This is a genomic window from Burkholderia sp. WSM2230, assembly GCF_000472445.1.
Taxonomy (GTDB): domain Bacteria; phylum Pseudomonadota; class Gammaproteobacteria; order Burkholderiales; family Burkholderiaceae; genus Paraburkholderia.
In genome coordinates this window covers 837,496-856,942 of sequence record NZ_AXAJ01000001.1, presented here as the reverse complement: position 1 = coordinate 856,942, position 19,447 = coordinate 837,496, and the positions used below count along the sequence as shown (strand labels likewise).

Genomic DNA, 19,447 nt, shown 5'->3' with positions numbered 1-19,447 from the left:
CCGCCAGTTTGTCGCAAACCCTCGCGCGACCCGGCGAGGAACGCGCGTTGCTGCACTGTTCATACCCTTAACCTGCAAAGGAGGCAGATCATGGTCATGCAAAGTCAGTCGCAAGGCACGCAAGGCGCACGTATCGTCGGTAAAGGCAGTGCAACGGCGGAAGGCCCGGGCCCCGACGTCATGGCGGCAGACACGCTCGACGACAACAGAGTCCTCAGCAGCGACGGCGAGGATATCGGCAAGATCAAGGACATCATGCTCGACGTGCGCTCGGGCCGCATTGCCTATGCAGTGCTTTCGAGCGGCGGCTTCCTCGGCATCGGCGACAAGCTGCTTGCCATTCCATGGCAGGCGCTCACCCTCGACACCGAGCAGAAGTGCTTCGTGCTGAACATGCCCGCAGAAAGCGTGAAGAACGCGCCGGGGTTCGACAAGGACCACTGGCCGTCGATGGCGGACCCGACCTGGGCCACCTCGGTGCACCAGTACTACGGCAGCGAGCCGTACTGGAATCGCGACCGCTTCGACCTGCGCGATGACACGCGCATCGGCGACATTCCAGCCGGATCGTCGGACGCGCCGGAAGCCGGCGGAGTCAAGCTGTAATCCGCGAGCCGCGGCGAGTGCACGAAGCGCATCCGCGCTTCACGTCGGCTCGCCGACGACGCGCCGGCCGCCTTCACGGCGACCGGCGCTTTGGCTTCCCCGTATGAACTGTCTCGTTAGCCGCACGAGGCGAGCGGGCATAACCGGGCCACTCAGGACCCGAAAGGGAGGCGGCTCTCATGGCCACCAGCAAATCCACCAGCAAATCGAGGCACCCGCGGGCGCGCGGCAAGTCCGGACGGCCGCCGCGTCAACGCCATGCTCAAGCGCACGCCGCGCAACAGAGGAAGGCGGCGCGCGCGGGCAGAGGCAAAAGCCCGCGCAAGTGGTCGCATCATGTGATGGAAACGAGCGACGCGATGGACCTCCAGCCGGATATCTTCAAGGAGGGCAACGCGGAACAAATCGCACAATCGCTGAAAAAGTCGTCGACTCGAAGCCGCCGCCGCAAAGGCACACCGTTCCAATCGGCGATGTCGATGCTGAACTTCTACATCAACCGCGCGGGCCGAAACCTGCCGAAAACTCGCCGCGCAACGCTGGAGCAAGCCAAGCGCAAGCTGCGCGAAGCGTTTGGACGCGCGCCCTGAGGCGACATTCGTCCGCATCCATTCGCCTTCGCGCACATTCATGCGCGCATTCATGCGCGCCTTGACGCAACACCTGCGCCCGACGGCGTTCGCGTGACGCGTCCGGGCCCGCGCCCCTCCACCCGGCCCGCCGTGCGCAGTTCGCATGGCCGGCCTCAACCGGATGCTCATGCACGAAACGTACTGGTTCCTGATCGTCGGAGCGGTGTTCGTCTTCATGGGCGTGGCCGCGACGACACTGCGCCGGCTGCCCGTGAGCGCCGCGATGGTCTATGTCGCGGTCGGCTACGGTCTCGGTCCGCCGGGCCTCGATCTGCTGCACCTCGACATGATCGCGGACGCTCGCCTGCTGCGCAGGCTCACCGAAGTCGCGCTGCTGGTGTCGCTGTTCGCAATCGGCTTGCGTTTGCGCGTGGGCATGCTCGACAGGTTGTGGACGGTGCCGCTGCGCTTGGGTTTTCTGGCGATGCTCGCAACCGTGCCGCTCCTCGCGATTTTCTGCGTGTACGTGCTCGATCTCGGCTGGGGGCCCGCTATCCTGCTTGCCGCGATTCTCGCGCCGACGGATCCGGTGCTCGCTCACGACGTGCAAGTCCACGACCCAGGCGATCACGATCTGCTGCGCTTCGCGCTCTCCGGCGAAGGCGGCCTGAACGACGGCATCGCGTTGCCGTTCGCGATGGTCGGCCTCGCCTTTTGCGCGATGCCGCAAGCCAGTCCAAGCGACGTGTTCAACCTGAAGCTCGCCGGCGCCGCCGCGTGGGGCGTGCTGGGCGCAATCGCGATTGGCGGTCTGCTCGGCTGGGCGACGACGCATGCAGTCGCGTGGCTGCGCACGCACCATGCGCATGCGCTCGGGCTGGAGGGCTTTTTCGCGCTCGGGTTGATGGGCCTGTCGTTCGGCGCCGCGCAACTCGCAGAGACCTACGGCTTTCTCGCGGTGTTCGCAGCGGGCGTGTCGATGCGCCGCGTCGAGCATCGCGCGAGCGGCGGCACCTCGCCGCGCGAAGCGATCGGCACCATCGATTCGGCCGATGTCGAAGCGACCGCGTCCAACCCGGAGAAGGCGCACGCGTTCATGACCGAGTCGGTACTCGGCTTCACGATCGAGCTTGAACGCATCGCGGAAGTGATCATCATGGCGATGGTCGGCAATGTGCTCGCCACGCTGAGTGCGCCGATCTTCACATGGCCCGCGCTCGCGCTCATCGTGGCGCTGTTCTTTGTGGTGCGGCCCGCGTCAGTGGAGCTGTCGCTGCTCGGCTCGGCCGCTTCGCCGACGCAACGGCGCCTGACGAGCTGGTTCGGCATTCGCGGCGTGGGCTCGTTTTACTACCTCGCCTATGCGCTCGAACACGGCCCGGCCGCCGACATCGAACCGCTGATGCCGCTCGCGCTGGCCGTAGTCACGGCTTCCGTGGTGATTCACGGCGTGTCGGCGACGCCGCTCATGAACCGCTATCGTCGGCTGCGTCGTCGCGAACGCTAGAATACGAACGACCCTCCGCAGCTTCCCCGAGCCGCCTTTGCCACTTCGCCAGCCGATGACTCCTTCCGACCATCCAGCGCAAACCAAACGCGCGAGCGCCGGCGAATCGCTGTTCGCCTTCCTGAAGTCGCTGCCGTTCGCCGAGCGGCTCACCGAAGGCGCTTTGATGGCCTTCCAGGCGGTGGCGGGCGCGAGCCTCGCGTTCGGCATCGGCCGGGCGCTGCACACGGAGCAGGCCTTCTGGGCGGCGATCACCGCGATTGCCGTAAGCCAGCACAGCTATATCGACACGCGCAAGCTGTCGCGCGACCAGTTCATCGGCGCAATGGTCGGCGGCGTGTGCGGGCTCGCGGGCGCGACGCTCGGACGCGGCTATTTCGCGGCTTATGCGGCGACGGTCGCGGCGGCGATTGTGATCTGCTGGGTCGTCAATGTGGGCAGCGCGGCCCGGCTTGGCGGCATCACCGCGACCATCATGCTGCTGGTGCCGGGCATCGGGCCGGCGTGGGACAAGGCGTTGCTGCGCCTCGGCGAAGTCACGCTCGGCACGGTGTGCGCGTTGCTGGTGGCGTGGCTGATGTCGGTCGCGGAAAAGCGCTGGTGGGGCGCCGATCGCGACGCGCATTAGGCGCATTGGGCGCATTGGGCGCATCGGGCGCACTGGGCGCACTAGGCGCACTAGCCGCAGCAGGCGCACCAGGCGCAGCAGGCACGCCAGGCACGCCAGCCGCAGGACTCCGCTTCATGCAGCCGCGGCCGGCGCGCCGTCGTGCGGCAGCCGCCGGTATCGCCCGGGCGTCACGCCGACGTTCTGCTGAAACGCCTTGCCGAATGCCGCTTCCGATTGATAACCCACCGCCTCGCCAATTTCGGCTGCGCTCCGTTGGGTCCGGCACAGCAGATCGCAAGCGATCGTCATGCGAATCTGCGTGAGGAAATCCATTACGGTCATGCCGGCGCGTTCGTTGAAACGCCGTGCGTAAGTGGCGCGCGACATCGCCGCAAGTTCGCCGAGTGCGGCGATGGTCCACGCCCGCTCGGGCGCGCTCAGCATGCCCTGTACCGACGAGGCGAGACGCGGATCGGCGAGCAGCGCCAGCATGCCGGGAGCCGAACCGGCCTCGTCGCCGTGTACGCGCAGCGCCATCGCGAAGAGCGCCTGGCTCAACGCGGTGACAATGGCGAGCGCGCCGGGCCGGCGTTGCCCGGCTTCGTCGCGCATCAGGCCGATGAGCGCCTGCAAGGAGCCCAACGCGTGCACGCCGCCGAGCGACACGTGAAACGGATCGGGCAGCGCATTCAACAGTAATGCCGACGAACCTGGTGTGTAGACGAAGCGGCCGCACAGCAGGTCGAGATCGGCTTTGGGCTGCGAGCCGTTCGCGAGTTCGCCGGGCTCGGCGGCGCGATTGCTTTTGATCGGCAGCAGGCCGTCGTGGCTCGTCACGAGCGGCGCCGCGGTCGTGCTGCGCCTGGTATCTCTCACGCGATGCGCCGCGCCGCGTGGAAACAGCACGAAATCGCCGGTGCGCAGCGGCACTTGTCCGCCCTCCGCCGTCTCAATGACACACTCGCCTTCGAGCACCAGATGGAACGGCGCGATGCCCGGCTCCATGGGCGCGTGGTCCACGTCGAATGCGCCGCTCAGCAGGCAGCGCAGATCGAGGCTGGCCTGCGGCCGGGCGAGGTCGAGCAATCGGCTGAGCGTGTCCATGAGACTTTCGCGCTAAAAGTTGAGCCAGCCGAGTATTCAGGATATCGCCGTCGGGCGCAATACTTTGTCCCACGGCGCCGGCAACCTCCGGCGCGCGACAGAAAAGGAGCATTGCGATGCTGAACTGGATCGAATACCGCAAGGAGCTGTTTGGGCGCATCGGCGAAATCGGCAAGCTCTCGCCGGATACGGTGAAGGGTTATCAGGCGCTGTCGGGCGCCGGCCAGAAAACCGATCTGCTCGGCGCGAAAACGCGCGAGCTTATTTCGCTCGCGGTCGCCGTGAGCTTGCGCTGCGACGGCTGTATCACGGTGCATACGGCCGAAGCTCTTAAGCATGGCGCCACTCGCGAGGAGATCGCCGAAGCGCTCGGCGTGGCGGTCGCGATCAATGCGGGCGCGGCGATGGTGTACTCGGCCCGGACCATGGACGCGGTGGCGGCGCATTCCGGTGGGACGTCTGCATAGCGAGCGGATCGGCGGCGAGGAAAAGGTAGCGGGAAAGCCGCGACGGGTAACTGCGATGTCAAAGCAGCGGCGGGAAAACCATGGAGGAAGAACCGCCGCGCCACGACGCGACGCATCACACTGGACGGTGCGCCTCGTCGACCCGCCCCGGGCGCCGCGAAGCGCCGGCGCTGAGCCCACGCGAGCCGCGGCATTTGGCAAATGCCGCGAAAACCTGCGAGACTGATTTCCCCGGCCGCCGCGGTTTTCGCTGGCAGCGCGGGCATTCCGTCGCTGGATATTGGGCGTCGCGCCCCCATCTATACACGCATGACTTCAGCCACCGCCGCCGCCACGACCGCATCCCCCGCCTCCGTCGCCAGGGCGGACAGTGCGTCCGCACCCGCCGCGCACACTGCGCTCGTGGACTTTCATCCGGCCGTGGCCGGCTGGTTCTTTAAGACTTTCCCCGCGCCGACCGATGCGCAAACCGCCGCGTGGCCGCCCATCCGCCGCGGGCGCTCGACACTGGTCGCCGCGCCGACGGGTTCCGGCAAAACGCTGACCGCGTTCCTCTCGGCACTCGACGATCTCGTCCAGCAAGGTCTCGCCAACAACGGCGCCTTGCCCGACGAAACGCTCGTGGTCTACGTGTCGCCGCTCAAGGCGCTCTCCAACGACATCCGTCTCAATCTGCAGATGCCGCTGCAAGGCATCGCCATGGAACTCGCGGCGTGCGGGCTGCCCCCGCTCGACATTCGCACCGCCGTGCGTACCGGCGACACCACGCAGCAGGAGCGCAACGCGCTCAAAAAGCGCGCGCCGCATATTCTCGTCACTACGCCCGAATCGCTTTACGTGCTGCTGGGCTCGGACTCCGGTCGGCGCATGCTGGCCACGGTGCGCACAGTGATCGTCGACGAAATTCATGCGCTCGCCGGCAGCAAGCGCGGCAGCCATCTCGCGCTCAGCCTCGAACGGCTCGACGCGTTGTGCGGACGGCGTCTGCCGCGCATCGGCCTGTCAGCGACGCAAAAACCGGTGAGCGCGGTTGCACGATTTCTCGTAGGCGGCGCGAGCATCGACAGCGACGTTCCGGCCGACTGTACGATCGTCGACGTCGGCCATATCCGCGAGCGCGACCTGGCGCTCGAGATTCCGCCGGTGCCGCTCGAAGCCGTCATGCCGAACGAAGTCTGGGAGCGCGTCTACGACCGGCTCGCGGAACTCGTCGCGCTGCATCGCACGACGCTGATTTTCGTCAATACGCGCCGCATGGCCGAACGCGCCGCGCGGCATCTGACCGAGCGGCTTGGCAAGGAGGCCGTCGCCGCGCATCACGGCAGCCTCGCGCGCGAGCATCGTTTTGACGCCGAGCAGCGGCTCAAGCGCGGCGACCTGCGCGTGCTGATCGCCACCGCGTCGCTCGAACTGGGCATTGATATCGGCGACGTCGATCTGGTCTGCCAGATGGGTTCGCCGCGCGCGATCGCGCCGTTCCTGCAACGCGTCGGGCGCTCGGGCCACCATGTCGGCGGCATGCCGAAAGGCCGGCTCTTTCCCACTTCGCGCGACGACCTGATCGAATGCGCGGCGCTGCTCGATTGCGTGCGGCGCGGCGAACTCGACGCGCTGCGCATTCCGCGCGCGCCGCTCGACGTGCTCGCGCAACAGATCGTCGCGGAGGTGTCGAGCGCCGAATGGAGCGAAGACGCGCTCTTTGAGTTGATGCGCCGCGCCGCGCCCTATGCGGACCTCACGCGCGAGCAATACGACGCGGTGCTGCGCATGCTCGCCGAGGGCTACACGAGCCGCAACGGGCCACGCGCCGCGTACATTCATCGCGACGTAGTGAGCGGGACGTTGCGCGGCCGGCGCGGCGGCAAGCTCGTCGCGGTCACCTCGGGCGGCACGATTCCTGAGAACGCCGACTATGCGGTGATACTGGAGCCTCAGGCGATCAATATCGGCACCGTCAACGAAGACTTCGCGGTCGAAAGTCTTGCGGGCGACGTGTTTCAGCTCGGCAACGCGTCGTACCGGATTCTGCGGATCGAAAGCGGCCGGGTGCGTGTGGAGGATGCGCAGGGCCAGCCGCCCAACATTCCGTTCTGGCTCGGCGAGGCGCCAGGCCGCAGCGACGAACTGTCGTTCGGTGTCGCGCGGCTGCGCGAGCAGATCGGGCGCCTGCTTGCGGCCGGTAGCGCCGATAGCACCGACACCGCCGACCCCATGCCCGCGCGTCTCGAACGCGCGATCGACTGGCTTATCGCAGAACTGGGTCTTGATGAAGCTGCGGCGCGCCAGATCGTCGACTACCTCGCGCGGGCGCGCGCCGCGCTCGGCGTGTTGCCGACGCAGGACACGCTCGTGATGGAGCGTTTCTTCGACGAATCGGGCGGCACGCAGCTAGTGATTCATGCGCCGTTCGGCAGCCGCGTGAACCGCGCGTGGGGCCTCGCGCTGCGCAAGCGCTTTTGCCGCCAGTTCAACTTCGAACTGCAAGCCGCCGCGACCGAGGACGCCATCGTTCTGTCGCTGACCGGCAGCCATTCGTTCGTGCTCGATGAAGTGTGGCGCTATCTGCATTCCGCGAGCGCCGAGCATCTGCTGATCCAGGCGCTGCTCGACGCGCCGCTTTTCGGCGTGCGCTGGCGCTGGAACGCGACCACCGCGCTCGGCCTGCCCCGCTATACCGGCGGGCGCAAGACGGCGCCGCAATTGCAGCGCATGCGCAGCGAAGATCTGCTGACAAGCGTGTTTCCCGAGCAGGCCGCGTGTCTCGAGAACGTGGTCGGCGAGCGCGAACTGCCGCGTCATCCGCTTGTCGACCAAACCGTCGACGACTGCCTGCACGACGCAATGGACAGCGAGCGCTGGATCGCGCTGCTGCGCCGTATCGAAAGCGGCGACGTGCAACTCGTCGCGCGCGATCTGCCCGCGCCCTCCCCGCTCGCCGCCGAAATCCTCAACGCGAAGCCGTACGCGTATCTCGACGACGCGCCCATCGAAGAGCGCCGCACGCAGGCCGTGCTCAACCGCCGCTGGACGGATCCGTCGAGCGCCGACGACCTGGGCGCCCTCGACGCTGACGCGATTGCCAGCGTGCGCGACGAAGCATGGCCTCAGGCGCGCAGCATCGACGAAATGCATGAGGCGCTCACGGGCCTCGCGTGCGTGACCGAAGCCGAGGCGCGCAACAACGAGGGCTGGCCGGAGTGGCTCGCTTCGCTCGCGCAATCGGGCCGCGCGACCCGCCTGCAGATAGCCGCCGATGCGGCGTTATGGCTGCCCGCCGAACGCCTGACCTGCTTCGCCGCGCTGTATCCCGATACGGACGGCGCACCGCGCTTCGCGCCGCCGCTCACCGCACCCAAGGGCTACACGGATGAATGGAGCGCCGACGACGCCCTGCTCGACGTGCTGCGCGCGCGGCTGACAGGCTTCGGCCCGCTGCCCGCCGGCGCGATTGCAGACACGTTGAGGCTGCCGCAGCCCGCGGTCGATCAGGCGCTCGTGCGCCTCGAAGCCGAAGGCTACGTGATGCGCGGCCGCTTTACACCGCAAACCAGCGACGACGAATGGTGCGAACGGCACCTGCTCGCGCGCATTCATCGCTACACCGTCAAGCGCCTGCGCCGCGAAATCGAGCCGGTGGAACGCCACGACTTCATGCGCTTTCTGTTCGAATGGCAGCACCTCACGCCGGACACGCGCAGCGAAGGCCGCGAGGCGCTGGCAGCCGTGCTCGAACAGATGGAAGGCTTCGAAGCCGCGGCCAGCGCCTGGGAGGAAGACATTCTGCCCGCGCGCGTGAAGGCGTACTCGAATACTTCGCTCGACGAACTATGCCGGGCGGGCAAAATCGTGTGGACGCGGCTCACCGAGCGTTCGCGCAGCGCCGCCGGTCCGGTGCGCGCCACACCTATCGTTCTGTTGCCGCGCGCCCAGGTGCGCGCCTGGAGCGCGCTCATCGACCCGGCGCGTCAGCCCGAACTCTCGGCGCGCGCGCAATCGGTTCACGACGCATTGTCGGAACATGGCGCGATGTTTTTCGACGAACTGCTGCACGAGCTTCGCGTATTGCGTATAGAGCTGGAGAGCGCACTCGGCGAACTGGTTGCGGCCGGTCTCGTCAACTCGGACAGTTTCGCGGGCCTGCGCGCGCTGCTCAAGCCGGCTGCGAAACGCAATGCCTACTCGGGTAGCCGCCGTGTGCGCTCGAGCGCTTTGATAGGAGGAATGGACGACGCGGGCCGCTGGGCGCTCGTCAACCGGCGCCGCTCGGCTGCAGCAAGCGCGCAAGCCGACGACGCCAAAGCGGAAGTCCAGCAGCAACCGTCGCAGCAACGCCGCCAGTTGTCGCCCGAGATCCTCGAACATGTCGCGATGACGTTGCTGCGGCGCTACGGCGTCGTGTTCTGGCGTCTGCTCGCGCGCGAAGCGGACTGGATTCCGCCATGGCGCGATCTGCTGCGGGTGTATCAGCGGCTCGAGGCGCGCGGCGTGATTCGCGGCGGACGCTTCGTGAATGGACTCGCCGGCGAGCAGTTCGCGTTGCCCGAAGCGATACCGCTGCTGCGCGAGGTGCGCCGACATGCGAACGACAGTGCTTTTGTGTGCGTCGGCGGCACCGATCCGTTGAATCTGGCGGGCACGCTGCTGGTCGGCGAACGCGTTGCGGCGGTGGCCGGCAACCGCGTGCTGTATCGCGACGGCATTGTTGTGGCTACGCTTGTGGCGGGCGCCTTCTGGTTCGACGCGTCGGTGGAGGCCGATCCTGTCGAACGCGAGCGCGCGCGCAGCTGGCTCACGCGACGGTTCTAGCCCCCAATCGGGCAGATGCGCGCCATGTAGAGAATGCCTTCCCTGGCATCGTTCGGACTGCCTCTTTTACCGATTCATGCGCGTGCCACAGAAGCGCGCGTCATTCATGTTTTATGTCCCGAATTTCAACCGCTTCGCTACAATGAGCGCGTCTTTAAGTATGATGAAGACTGTCTGCCGCTATCCGCCATCATGGCCGAAACGGCACACCGCCCGGGGATCCCATGAATGACGACCAACACGAGCAGGTGCTTTATGCGCAGTTCGGCACAAGCAGCCCTTGCTGGCGTCTGTCGAGCGACAGCAATGCGCTCGAACTGACGCCAGTCACTGGCGACGTGCCGGCCAACGTGGCCATTCCGCTGAATCCCCAGCAGGCAGCGCAAATCCGTTGCCTAACGGGCATCACGTCGCACGTGGTTCTCGACGTGCGAATGTTCGGCGAGCCGCTGCGCCTGCACCTGGTCGGCAGAAAAATCAACGGCAGCAACTGGGCGGGCACCGCCTCGGCTTATGACGACACCGAATCTGTCGCGCGCGATCTGATGCATGGTCTGTCGTTCGCCGAGCAGGTGGTGTCCGAAGTCAACTCGGTCGTGGTGATCGTCGACCGCCACGGGAGGATCCAGCGCTTTAACCGGCTCGCCGAAGAACTCACCGGCGTCAAGGAAGAGAACATCATCGGGCGCAACGTGTGGGCGCTTTTCATGTCCTCGGAAGACGGCGCCGCGTCGAGCCAGAACATTACGGGCTTCTTCAATCGCGGCGTGTCGTATGAAGTCGAGCGGCGCGTGAAGACGCTGCAAGGCGAGCGGCTCTTTCTGTTTCGCAACAAGTTCGTGCAAAGCGGCAGCGGCGTCGACGAGCAATACCTGATCTGCTCGGGCACCGACATCACTGAGGAACGTCTCGCGCAGGAACGTCTTACGCAGCTTGCGAACACGGATTCGCTCACCGGACTCGCCAATCGCAATGCGATCCAGGACAAGATCCGCACCGCAATCGAAGAAGCCGCGCCCGGCGAATCGGTAGGCGTGCTGTTTCTGGATCTCGACAACTTCAAGAAGGTCAACGATCACTACGGCCACGTGTTCGGCGACCGTCTGATTCGCGACGTATCGGCGGCAATCGGCACGTGCCTGAACGAAGGCGACACGCTGGCGCGGCTCGGCGGCGACGAATTCATCGTGCTCGCGGCCAAAGGCGCCGCGCACGAACTGGAAGCAACCGCGCAGCGCATACTCGAGCGCATGCGCACGCCGTTCAGCCTTGGGCTCGTGGAGGTCTATACGGGCTGCTCGATCGGCATCGCGCGCTATCCGGAACACGGCGACAACCTGGAGTCGCTGATCCGCTCGGCCGACACCGCGATGTACGTCGCCAAAGACGAAGGCAAGCGCACCCACCGCGTGTTCTCTCCGGAGATGAACCGCAAGGTCGCCGAATACATGTGGCTCGACACGAACCTGCGGCGCGGGCTCGAAGAAGGCCAGCTGATGCTGCACTATCAGCCGAAGCTGCTGCTTTCAACCGGCGCGGTGCAAGGTGTGGAAGCGCTGGTGCGCTGGAATTCGCCCGAACGCGGGCAGATCATGCCGGCCGAGTTCATTCGTTATGCCGAAGAGTCGGGCCTGATCGGCGTGCTCGGCCGCTGGGTCATGCAAACAGCCGCCAAGCAGGCCGCCAAATGGAAAGCAGACGGCTACAACCTGCGCATTGCGATCAATGTGTCGGCGCGGCAACTGGTGGACACGGCCGTGGTCCGGCATTTCACCGAAGCGCTTGCCGAGGCCAGGCTCGATCCCTGCCTCGTCGACGTCGAACTCACCGAAAGCTGTCTGATCGAGGACGAAGCCGCCGCAATCGACCTCATCAAGCAGTTCCGTGAGATCGGCGCGCAGGTGCATCTGGACGACTTCGGGACCGGCTATTCGTCGCTGTCGCAACTGGGCCGCATTCCGCTCGACGTGATCAAGCTCGACCGCAGCTTCGTGCGTTCGATCAACGCCGACCCCAAAGCGCAAGCGCTGGTGCGCTCGATGGTCGTGGTCGCGCAGGAACTCGGTTTCAAGGTGGTCGCCGAAGGGATCGAGACGGAGTCGGAAGAAGCGTTCATGAAGGGGCTCGGTGTCGAATATGTGCAGGGCTACCTGTACGCTCACCCGATGCCCGCCGCGGATTTCGAGCGCTGGTTGCAGGACCGGCAGAAGCTCAGGCTGATCGCCTGAGCTTGCGAGCCTCGACACACGCGCCCGGGCCGCACGGGCGTTGATTCAGCCGAAGTTGGCCGCGCTCGCGGCCGTCTGCCGCAGGTTGGAAGTGCGGCGGTTTTGCAGCATCACGAGCCGCTCCATGAAGGCGAGGTCCTTCTCTTCGATCATGAACGCGGCGTCTACCCAGTCCTCGGTGATTTCCATCAGTTCGGCGCGCGGCAGTTGCAGTACGCGCTGGCGCGCCCGCAGCATCGCGCGGATGCCGTTCATTTTCGGCTTGAGCGTGTCAATGAACGTGCGGGTCGCCACATAAGCGTCGCCGGGCTCGAACAGCTGATCGACGAGTCCCTTGTCCCGATGCCACTCCGCGGTATGCGATTCGCCCCCGCCGATCAGTTCCTCGGCGAGGCGCATGCCCACCTTGCGCGCGACGAGCGAATAGCCGCCCATACCGGGGAACAGATTGAACGCGATTTCGGGAAAGCCCATGCGCGCGTCCGCTTGTGCAAGCAGGAAATGATGCGCGAGCGCCGCCTCGAAGCCGCCGCCGAGCGCCGTGCCCTCCACCATCGCAATCGAGATCGCGCCGGTGTCGAAGCCGCGCGCCGCGGCATGAACGCAGTCGACGCAGGCGCGCGCGTACGCCATCAGCGCCTGGCGCTTGCCGGAGCGAATCGCGTCGGCGAAGAAATCGAGGTCGCCGCCCACGTTGTAGATGTTCGGGATCAGGGAACCAGTCACCCAGAAGTCGATCGGCAGACCGGATTCGCGTGCCGCCTGCGCGAGCCCGAGAATGTCGTGGACCAGATCGAGGTTGAAACACGGACGCGGCTGCGCGCGCAGCATCATCCACATGACGTTGCGGCCTTCTTCGTAATAGGCGGAGATCTGCGACAGATTGCCGGCTTCGAGGAACGGGCGGCAGGCGTGGTGGTTTTGTAGATTCATTTGAGCGGTCCTTTAAGGTTAAACACTGATATTGCAATGCGAGCCTAAAACAGACCGGAATCCGATGGGAGCGGGATAACCAACAGAAGAATGCAAGGAACTGTCAAACCCTTGCAGAGCAGGCACCACCGCGGCACTTCTCAACGCGCAGGTGTGCGCTGCCCCGCAAACGCTTGCGCGACAGAAATGCGCGAGATAGGACGAAATTAGCCGCCGTCGGCGAATGGTCGGGCGGCGCGCACGAGAGGAAATGCGCCTTGCAAATGTGAAAGAAAAAGCAATGAAGCGGGATTAAAGGCCGATTAGATGACGCAGTCGAAATCGCCGCTTGCGAATAGAGTGCAATTCGTGAGCTAGCAGACAGAATATCTATAACGCATGAATTGCGGACGGCGCGCCGGGCGATGAAGGCTACTTCAGCGACGCCGGAGAGCGCACGATCTCGTCCGCGCTCATGCCGGCGGCGAGCGCCGCCGCAGAGCGCGTTGCAACCTCAGGGCGCGGCGGCAATCACCTGGGCGACCGCTGCCGTCAGCTTCTTGCCGTACGGCACGTGCAGGAACTCGTTGGGCCCATGCGCGTTCGATTTCGGCCCCAACACGCCGCACACCATGAACTGCGACTTCGGAAAGCCCGCCTTCAGCACGTTCATCAACGGGATCGTGCCGCCCTGCCCCATGTACGCGACGTCGGCGCCGTAATGCGCGCGGGACGCGTCGTTTAGCGCAGTGGCGAGCCACGGCGCGAGTTCGGGCGCGCTCCAGCCGCTCGCCGCGCCGGCATCCGGCCTGAACGTAACCTTTGCGTTGTACGGCGGGTCGAATTCGAGCAGCGCCTTCAGCTCCGCGACGGCCTTTTCGGCTTCGAGCAGCGGCGGCAGGCGCAGCGACAGCTTGAACGCGGTGCGCGGACGCAGCACGTTGCCGGCGTCGGCGAGCGCGGGCAAGCCGGCCGCGCCGGTCACCGAAAGCGACGGACGCCACGTCGAATTGAGCAGCGCCTCTTTCGGATCGGTCGTGGTGGGCAGCACCTGGCGGCCGTCCTGGCCGCAAGCCCACGGCAGCTTCTTCCAGACATCGTCGCCAAGAATTTGCGCGGTGGCTTCGGCTTCGCGCAGACGGTCCGCGGGAATCGGACAGTGAAAGCCCTTGGGCAGCAGCGTGCCGTTGGCGGCGTCCTCGAGGCGGTCGAACAGTTGCCGCATGATGCGGAAGCTCGACGGCGCAATGCCGCCGTAGCCGCCCGAGTGAATGCCTTCATCGAGCACCTGCACTTCCAGATCGCCGGCGACAAGTCCGCGCAGCGACGTGGTGAGCCACAACTGATCGTAATTGCCCGCGCCCGAGTCGAGGCACACCACGAGTCCGACGTTGCCGAGCCGCTCGCGCAACGCGTCGACATACGGCAGCAGGTCGTAGCTGCCCGACTCCTCGCAGGTTTCGATCAGACCGACGCAACGCGGCCGCTCCACGCCTTGCGCGTCCAGCGCGGCGAGCGCGGTGATGCTCGCGTAGATCGCGTAGCCGTCGTCGGCGCCGCCGCGGCCGTAGAGCTTGCCGTCTTCCAGCTTCGGCGTCCACGGGCCGAGGTCGCTGCGCCAGCCGTCGAATTCGGGCTGCTTGTCGAGGTGGCCGTACAGCACGATGGTTTCGTCGCTGCCCGAACGCGTAGCCGGCGTCTCGAAGAAGATCACCGGCGTGCGGCCCGGCAAACGCACGATCTCGAGCTTCAGGCCGCGCACCGGCTGCTGCTCGACCCATCGCGCGGCATCCGTAATCACGCGCTCCAGGTAGCCGTGCTTCACCCACTCGGGATCGAACGCGGGGCTCTTGGCGGGCACCGCGATGTAGTCGGTCAGCGCGGGCACGATCTCGTCGTTCCATTTGCGGTCCACGAATTCGCGGAGCGTGTCGGGGTTCAGGCGCTGAGCCTCTCGGGTCGTATCGTCGGAGATCATGATGGCAGTCCGTAACGGTTTCGTTCACTCGAAACGAACATGATAGTCCTGATGCTGCGTGCGCTGAAGTATTCGCGGCTTGGCCGCGATTGCTGGGGCGGTGGAAAGCTGGCGGCGCGCGCGGCGACGCGCACGGTGGGCGGGGCGGCCGCGCATGCAGCTCATGTGCGCGGCGGACAAGTCGGCCGGGCGCCGGCCTCGCTTCCACGGCAAGCTTTCAGCCACGCTGCGCGCGGCAAACAATCGCGCGACAATTGGCATATCGGCCGCGTGCGTTGCACGAGTTGCATGGGCGGCCGCGTTTAGCGGGCCGGCGGTTCGATCGCCGGCTGCGCAGCAAGTCGCGTCTCGGGGAGGCGGCATATGAATGAGCGAGTTGCCATTCAGATCATCGCCGTGGTGATCGCGCTGGCGCTGTATTTTCTGCCGGCGATCCTGGCCGATCGGCGCAAGCGCGTCGACGTACTGACACTTGCGCTTTTCAACGCGTGCCTGGGATGGACCGTGCTTGGCTGGCTGCTCGCGCTCTACTGGTCGTTGCAGCCGAACCCGCCGAAGAATCTCGCGGGCGAGGTAGTGGAAAAACGCAAGCTGGTGCGTATGCGCGCGTTTTCGTCCGCGCTGCTGCTACGCGTACAGCGGCGCGATACGACGCGGGACCACCCGCAGGAATAAAGCGACGCTGAGCGCTGCCTTCACGCCGCGCGGCTCATGCGGTTCCACCGCACCGAGCCGGCCGGAATAGACCGCGGCTCAGCGCGGACGCTGGCAGGCGCGAACATTTCGCGGCGCAATTCGCCGTGGTCGTCGAACCATTCGCAGATCAGCCACTCGCCAGGATTGAGCGCCACCGGGCCCGCATACGTCACTGTCATGCGCGGGCCTCCGTCTTTCAACGTGACGACGTCGCCGGTGGTGAAGCGCGCGGGAAGCGGTGTGAGTGCGTCAATAGTAGCGGTCAGCATTTTCAATCCTCTACGGAACCGTTTGCAGTATTCAAGTCATTGCGCCGTGTATCGACTACGACCAACTGAGGGATGCCTCTAAAACGCGCTCAGACTAACAATTGAAAATGAAGACGGCAAGCGCTTTTTATTAATACCGCACTCATAAGCGCGGGAAAGGCCATTTGCCGCACTGCAATTGCGGGTTATACCGGAGGCCGCCACCACAAAGCCTCCGAGCCCAATTGTGTGGGACCGTACAGAGCGCAAGAATTACTGCCCGGCCTGAGTGCGCAGTAGAAAGTGCATGGACAAAAAATGCTTCAAATCTGAAACACATTTGAAGCGGATCAGGGTTGTTACTATTTGCCGCGGCTCCCGAATTACCTATGAACGAGCCGATTATTCGTAAATGGCGCGGCAATTAAAATGAAATCCGTGTGAAACCGGTTAATTATTTTTGTGCTGTTACAGCGATGAAAACGATTACTCCCGCGCGGTTTTAAAGCGTGCGTGCGGCACGGCGCAACGTGAGTTGCTGATGCCGCACGAGCAGCACGCTCAAGCCGATGCAGACGAACATCAGCGCTGCGTTGATCGCGAGGCTCAACTGGAACGCGTGCGCGTATGCGGCGGGCGTAGCGCTCGCGCCGCTCGCACCCGTCAGTCCCGTCGCGCCTGTTACCCGCGTCGCGCCCGTCGCGCCGAGCGCGCCGAAGAACGCGCCGCTGATCGCAGCCGTGCCGAACGCCGAGCCGATCTGCAAGGTCGACGAAACCACGCCCGACGCGAGCCCGGCCTTTTCAGGCGCGACTTCCAGCAGCGCGATGCGCATGATGGAAGGCAACAGCAGACCATGACCGACGCCCGCGCACACGAGACCCGCGTAGAACGCGAGGTCCGGCGCGGCGGCTTCGGTCGCGGCCCAGCCGGTGATGGCGAAGCCCAGCGTCATCAGCGAAAAGCCGAGCGTGAGCACATGGCTGCCGATGCGCTTGACGACCGCCGGCGAGGTCAGCGGCCCGATCACGAAGCCGATGGCGAACGGCATGATCGCGACGCCCGAGGCAAGCGGTGTCCAGTGCAAGCCCGTCTGCAAAAAGATGCCGTAGGTGAGGAAAAATGCGCTGTTGCAATAGAACAGGAACGCGAGCACCAGACCGAGTGCAAACGCGCGATTGCGAAACAGCTGCAGATCGACGAGCGGGTTCCCGCCGGCCCGCTCCACGCGCTTTTCGGTGATGACGAAGAGCGCCAACGCGGGCACCGCGAGCGCGAACATCGCGAAGGTCCACGCGGGCCAGCCGGCTTCGCGGCCGTGCGTCATCGGGTAAATCACGAGCAGCAGCACCGCGGAAAGCAGCGCCACGCCCTTCATGTCGAGGCTGGTGCGCGTGGCTGGCTGATTTTCAGGCACGAACTTCCATGTGCCGAGAAACGCCGCGATGCCAATCGGAATATTGATCAGGAAGATGATGCGCCAGTCGAGGCCGAACGGGCGATAAGTGATGAGCGCGCCGCCGCCCAACTGCCCGACAATCGACGAGAGGCCGAACACGAAGCCGTAAAAGCTCATCACGCGCGTTTGCTGATGCAGCGGCACGACGGCGCGGATGGTCGCCAGCACCTGCGGCGCCATGATCGCCGCCGCCATGCCCTGGACGATGCGCGAGATCACCAGCATGTGACCGCTCGTCGCGAGGCCGCATAACGCCGAGGCGACCACGAACGCGGCCATGCCCGCCATGAACATGCGGCGCCGGCCGAACAGGTCGCCGAGCCGGCCGCCGGTAATCAGCAGTACCGCATACACGGAGGCGTAAGCCGACACAACGAGCTGCAGTTGCGCGTCGGTCGCGTTGAGGCCGCTGCGAATGGACGGCAGCGCGAGATTGACGATGAAGTAGTCGAGCGGCGCGAGGAAAGCGCCCACGAAGAGCACGGCCAGCGCCAGGCCCTGACGTTCGAAACGCGGCGCCGGTCGATCGGCGACTGGTGCGGGTCGTTTTGGGTCCTCGCTCGCGCTTCTGCTTCTGGTCCTGCTTCGGTTCCCGTCTTCAGCCACGCCATGCCTTGCAGCCGCAGGCGCGCTCTTTGCCGCGGCGCTTGCTGCGACACGGCCCGGGCACACCGCAACGGCAGCGCTAGCGGCACCGCAGCCTGGCACGTCTGCGACGCCATCCGCCCCGGCGAATATTGCGGATGAAGACTTGATCGGTTCAGATTTCATGACTGATCGTTCAATAATCAGGCAAAAAAATTAGACGAGAGCCCGCATCGCGACATCCACGATACCGGTCAGCGCGTCTTCCTTGTGCGCGACCCGGCCTAGCACGCGCAGCCCTTGCATGACACACAGCAGGAAATCGCCGGCGGCTTTTTCATCGAGCGTGGAGTTGAAGGCCCCGCTTGCCTGGCCGCGAATTACCGAGGCCGCCAGCAAGGTCGCCATGCGGCGCTGGATGGCGGCAACACGGCTGCGCAATTCCTCGTCGCCGGGCTGCATTTCGAGCGTGGTGTTGGTGATGAAGCAGCTACGCTCGCCCGACAGCGCGCAGGCGACCCGCGCGTAATGCAGCAGCGCGTTGCGCAGCGCCTCTTGCGGCGGCACCGGCGCATTCAGCCGCTCAGCGAGACGGGCCACCGAGCCCTCGGCGTAATGGTCCAGCGCGGCGAGCATGATGCCGTGCTTGTCGCCGAACACACCGTACAGGCTGCCGCGCAGCAGGCCGGTGGCTTTGCACAGGTCGTCGATGGAGGTGGCGTGATAGCCGTGGTTCCAGAACACCTGACTCGCGCTGGCGAGCACGGCGTTTGTATCGAACTCGCGTGGACGGCCACGCGGGCATATTTCGCCCGCTTTTTTCCGCGACGAATTGGGTTGACCAGGTGGCTTCATGCGACCAATATTATGACTAGCCGTTCAAGAAATCAACCCGAGATTCCGTAGATCGCCCGTACGGGTGTTGTCCCTGCAAAATTGAGCAATAGGCTTGGGAAGTCCGCTGAATGGCTGTCCAGGAGACCTCGAAAAATGAAAGCCGTTCTAATACTTCATGTGTCGCAATCGCAGCCGCGCACGGTCGCCAGGCGCCTGATGTCACATATACACGTCGTCTCCATTGAATGTTTCAAGAAGCGCCTCAACGGCTTGTGCCTGCAGTGGACCTGCAAAAATTCGGGTGAATCGCAGGCTTCTGGCCATTTTCGAGCGGCGCGACCTTCTTTGGCCCTCACGCGTCCACGATCACTTCAAACCCGCCGTAGATCAGCCGCTTGCCGTCGAAAGGCATCGGATTGGTGTCGGGCTGCAGCCGTGGGTCGGCCATCACCGCTTTCATTCCCTCGTCTCGTGCCTGACGCGAAGGCCAGACAACCCAGGAGAACACCACCGCCTCGTCATGCTGCCGTTTGACCGCCATCGGAAAAGACGTCACCTTCCCTTCCGGGACGTCATCTCCCCAGCACTCGACCACCTTCAGTGCGCCGTGCTCCCTGAAGACGGCCGCTGCCGATTCGGCATGCTTCCTGTACGCTTCACGATTGGCCGTGGGCACCGCGGCGACAAATCCATCTACGTAAGTCATGAACGATCTCCGTTCGCGTTAAAAGTGAATAGGGGCGCAAAAGCGACGTCGGGACCGCATTGCCACAACCGCCGTCCTATACACACGACGAACGACGCTTTAGGAAATCGACAAAGCTCACGATAT

Annotated in this window: 15 protein-coding genes; 8 read left to right on the top strand and 7 right to left on the bottom strand. The window is 65.1% G+C overall.

The window, feature by feature from the left end:
• The first annotated feature begins 90 nt into the window (after nt 1–90).
• From A3AC_RS0103925 to A3AC_RS0103905, 4 genes are all read left to right on the top strand, one after another.
• Nucleotides 91–606 carry a PRC-barrel domain-containing protein gene (locus A3AC_RS0103925; protein ID WP_025597489.1) on the top strand — a complete coding sequence of 172 codons (516 nt, stop codon included), beginning with the start codon at nt 91–93 and terminating at the stop codon, nt 604–606.
• Between the two features lie 179 nt (nt 607–785).
• A complete protein-coding gene (locus A3AC_RS0103920) occupies nt 786–1,196 on the top strand; it encodes a DUF3175 domain-containing protein (protein ID WP_025597487.1) in 411 nt (136 codons plus the stop codon).
• 169 nt (nt 1,197–1,365) lie between these two features.
• Nucleotides 1,366–2,685 (top strand): cation:proton antiporter, encoded by a 1,320-nt coding sequence (locus tag A3AC_RS0103910; RefSeq protein WP_025597485.1) that lies wholly within the window; start codon nt 1,366–1,368, stop codon nt 2,683–2,685.
• A gap of 55 nt (nt 2,686–2,740) precedes the next feature.
• On the top strand, nt 2,741–3,313 hold the full coding sequence (locus A3AC_RS0103905; protein WP_025597483.1) for an FUSC family protein: 573 nt from the start codon (nt 2,741–2,743) through the stop codon (nt 3,311–3,313).
• A gap of 114 nt (nt 3,314–3,427) precedes the next feature.
• Here the strand turns inward: A3AC_RS0103905 and A3AC_RS0103900 are convergent, their stop codons facing one another.
• A complete protein-coding gene (locus A3AC_RS0103900) occupies nt 3,428–4,399 on the bottom strand; it encodes an AraC family transcriptional regulator (protein ID WP_025597481.1) in 972 nt (323 codons plus the stop codon).
• Between the two features lie 116 nt (nt 4,400–4,515).
• Between A3AC_RS0103900 and A3AC_RS0103895 the strand changes: the two genes are divergently transcribed.
• The 3 genes from A3AC_RS0103895 (at nt 4,516) to pdeR (ending at nt 11,900) form a co-directional block, all read left to right on the top strand.
• A complete protein-coding gene (locus tag A3AC_RS0103895; RefSeq protein WP_025597479.1) occupies nt 4,516–4,866 on the top strand; it encodes a carboxymuconolactone decarboxylase family protein in 351 nt (116 codons plus the stop codon).
• Nucleotides 4,867–5,175: 309 nt separating this feature from the next.
• Entirely contained in the window at nt 5,176–9,672 is a 4,497-nt protein-coding gene (locus tag A3AC_RS0103890; RefSeq protein WP_051361584.1) for a DEAD/DEAH box helicase, read from the top strand.
• Nucleotides 9,673–9,896: 224 nt separating this feature from the next.
• Nucleotides 9,897–11,900, top strand: coding sequence for a cyclic di-GMP phosphodiesterase (gene pdeR, locus A3AC_RS0103885; RefSeq protein ID WP_025597476.1), 2,004 nt, complete (start codon nt 9,897–9,899; stop codon nt 11,898–11,900).
• Between the two features lie 45 nt (nt 11,901–11,945).
• Here pdeR and A3AC_RS0103880 read toward each other — a convergent pair whose 3' ends face one another.
• Together A3AC_RS0103880 and A3AC_RS0103870 are read right to left on the bottom strand one after the other, a co-directional pair.
• Nucleotides 11,946–12,833, bottom strand: a complete 888-nt coding sequence (locus A3AC_RS0103880; RefSeq protein ID WP_025597475.1) for a crotonase/enoyl-CoA hydratase family protein — start codon at nt 12,831–12,833, stop codon at nt 11,946–11,948.
• A 493-nt stretch (nt 12,834–13,326) separates the two neighbouring features.
• The gene (locus A3AC_RS0103870) at nt 13,327–14,790 is read right to left on the bottom strand and encodes a M20 family metallopeptidase (RefSeq protein ID WP_025597473.1); all 1,464 of its coding nucleotides are present in this window, start codon (nt 14,788–14,790) and stop codon (nt 13,327–13,329) included.
• Between the two features lie 363 nt (nt 14,791–15,153).
• On the opposite strand from A3AC_RS0103870, the gene A3AC_RS0103860 reads away from it, so the two are divergent.
• Entirely contained in the window at nt 15,154–15,465 is a 312-nt protein-coding gene (locus A3AC_RS0103860; protein WP_025597469.1) for a superinfection immunity protein, read from the top strand.
• A gap of 20 nt (nt 15,466–15,485) precedes the next feature.
• On the opposite strand, the gene A3AC_RS0103855 is transcribed toward A3AC_RS0103860, so the two are convergent.
• The 4 genes from A3AC_RS0103855 to A3AC_RS0103840 all read right to left on the bottom strand — a co-directional run bounded on the left by A3AC_RS0103855 (nt 15,486) and on the right by A3AC_RS0103840 (nt 19,321).
• Entirely contained in the window at nt 15,486–15,755 is a 270-nt protein-coding gene (locus tag A3AC_RS0103855) for a YodC family protein (RefSeq protein WP_025597467.1), read from the bottom strand.
• 481 nt (nt 15,756–16,236) lie between these two features.
• Nucleotides 16,237–17,964, bottom strand: a complete 1,728-nt coding sequence (locus tag A3AC_RS0103850) for an MFS transporter (protein WP_025597465.1) — start codon at nt 17,962–17,964, stop codon at nt 16,237–16,239.
• A 30-nt stretch (nt 17,965–17,994) separates the two neighbouring features.
• Nucleotides 17,995–18,633 (bottom strand): TetR/AcrR family transcriptional regulator, encoded by a 639-nt coding sequence (locus A3AC_RS0103845; RefSeq protein ID WP_025597463.1) that lies wholly within the window; start codon nt 18,631–18,633, stop codon nt 17,995–17,997.
• A 334-nt stretch (nt 18,634–18,967) separates the two neighbouring features.
• Nucleotides 18,968–19,321, bottom strand: coding sequence for a DUF1428 domain-containing protein (locus A3AC_RS0103840; RefSeq protein ID WP_025597462.1), 354 nt, complete (start codon nt 19,319–19,321; stop codon nt 18,968–18,970).
• Between the last annotated feature and the right edge of the window lie 126 nt (nt 19,322–19,447).

What these genes read in the sequence shown, in the direction of transcription:
- A3AC_RS0103840 (WP_025597462.1), bottom strand. Translation starts at nt 19,321, where the DNA reads ATGACTTACGTAGATGGATTTGTCGCCGCGGTGCCCACGGCCAATCGT.
- A3AC_RS0103925 (WP_025597489.1), top strand. Translation starts at nt 91, where the DNA reads ATGGTCATGCAAAGTCAGTCGCAAGGCACGCAAGGCGCACGTATCGTC.
- A3AC_RS0103905 (WP_025597483.1), top strand. Translation starts at nt 2,741, where the DNA reads ATGACTCCTTCCGACCATCCAGCGCAAACCAAACGCGCGAGCGCCGGC.
- A3AC_RS0103895 (WP_025597479.1), top strand. Translation starts at nt 4,516, where the DNA reads ATGCTGAACTGGATCGAATACCGCAAGGAGCTGTTTGGGCGCATCGGC.
- A3AC_RS0103860 (WP_025597469.1), top strand. Translation starts at nt 15,154, where the DNA reads ATGAATGAGCGAGTTGCCATTCAGATCATCGCCGTGGTGATCGCGCTG.
- pdeR (WP_025597476.1), top strand. Translation starts at nt 9,897, where the DNA reads ATGAATGACGACCAACACGAGCAGGTGCTTTATGCGCAGTTCGGCACA.
- A3AC_RS0103870 (WP_025597473.1), bottom strand. Translation starts at nt 14,790, where the DNA reads ATGATCTCCGACGATACGACCCGAGAGGCTCAGCGCCTGAACCCCGAC.
- A3AC_RS0103850 (WP_025597465.1), bottom strand. Translation starts at nt 17,964, where the DNA reads ATGAAATCTGAACCGATCAAGTCTTCATCCGCAATATTCGCCGGGGCG.
- A3AC_RS0103900 (WP_025597481.1), bottom strand. Translation starts at nt 4,399, where the DNA reads ATGGACACGCTCAGCCGATTGCTCGACCTCGCCCGGCCGCAGGCCAGC.
- A3AC_RS0103920 (WP_025597487.1), top strand. Translation starts at nt 786, where the DNA reads ATGGCCACCAGCAAATCCACCAGCAAATCGAGGCACCCGCGGGCGCGC.
- A3AC_RS0103890 (WP_051361584.1), top strand. Translation starts at nt 5,176, where the DNA reads ATGACTTCAGCCACCGCCGCCGCCACGACCGCATCCCCCGCCTCCGTC.
- A3AC_RS0103910 (WP_025597485.1), top strand. Translation starts at nt 1,366, where the DNA reads ATGCACGAAACGTACTGGTTCCTGATCGTCGGAGCGGTGTTCGTCTTC.
- A3AC_RS0103880 (WP_025597475.1), bottom strand. Translation starts at nt 12,833, where the DNA reads ATGAATCTACAAAACCACCACGCCTGCCGCCCGTTCCTCGAAGCCGGC.
- A3AC_RS0103845 (WP_025597463.1), bottom strand. Translation starts at nt 18,633, where the DNA reads ATGAAGCCACCTGGTCAACCCAATTCGTCGCGGAAAAAAGCGGGCGAA.
- A3AC_RS0103855 (WP_025597467.1), bottom strand. Translation starts at nt 15,755, where the DNA reads ATGCTGACCGCTACTATTGACGCACTCACACCGCTTCCCGCGCGCTTC.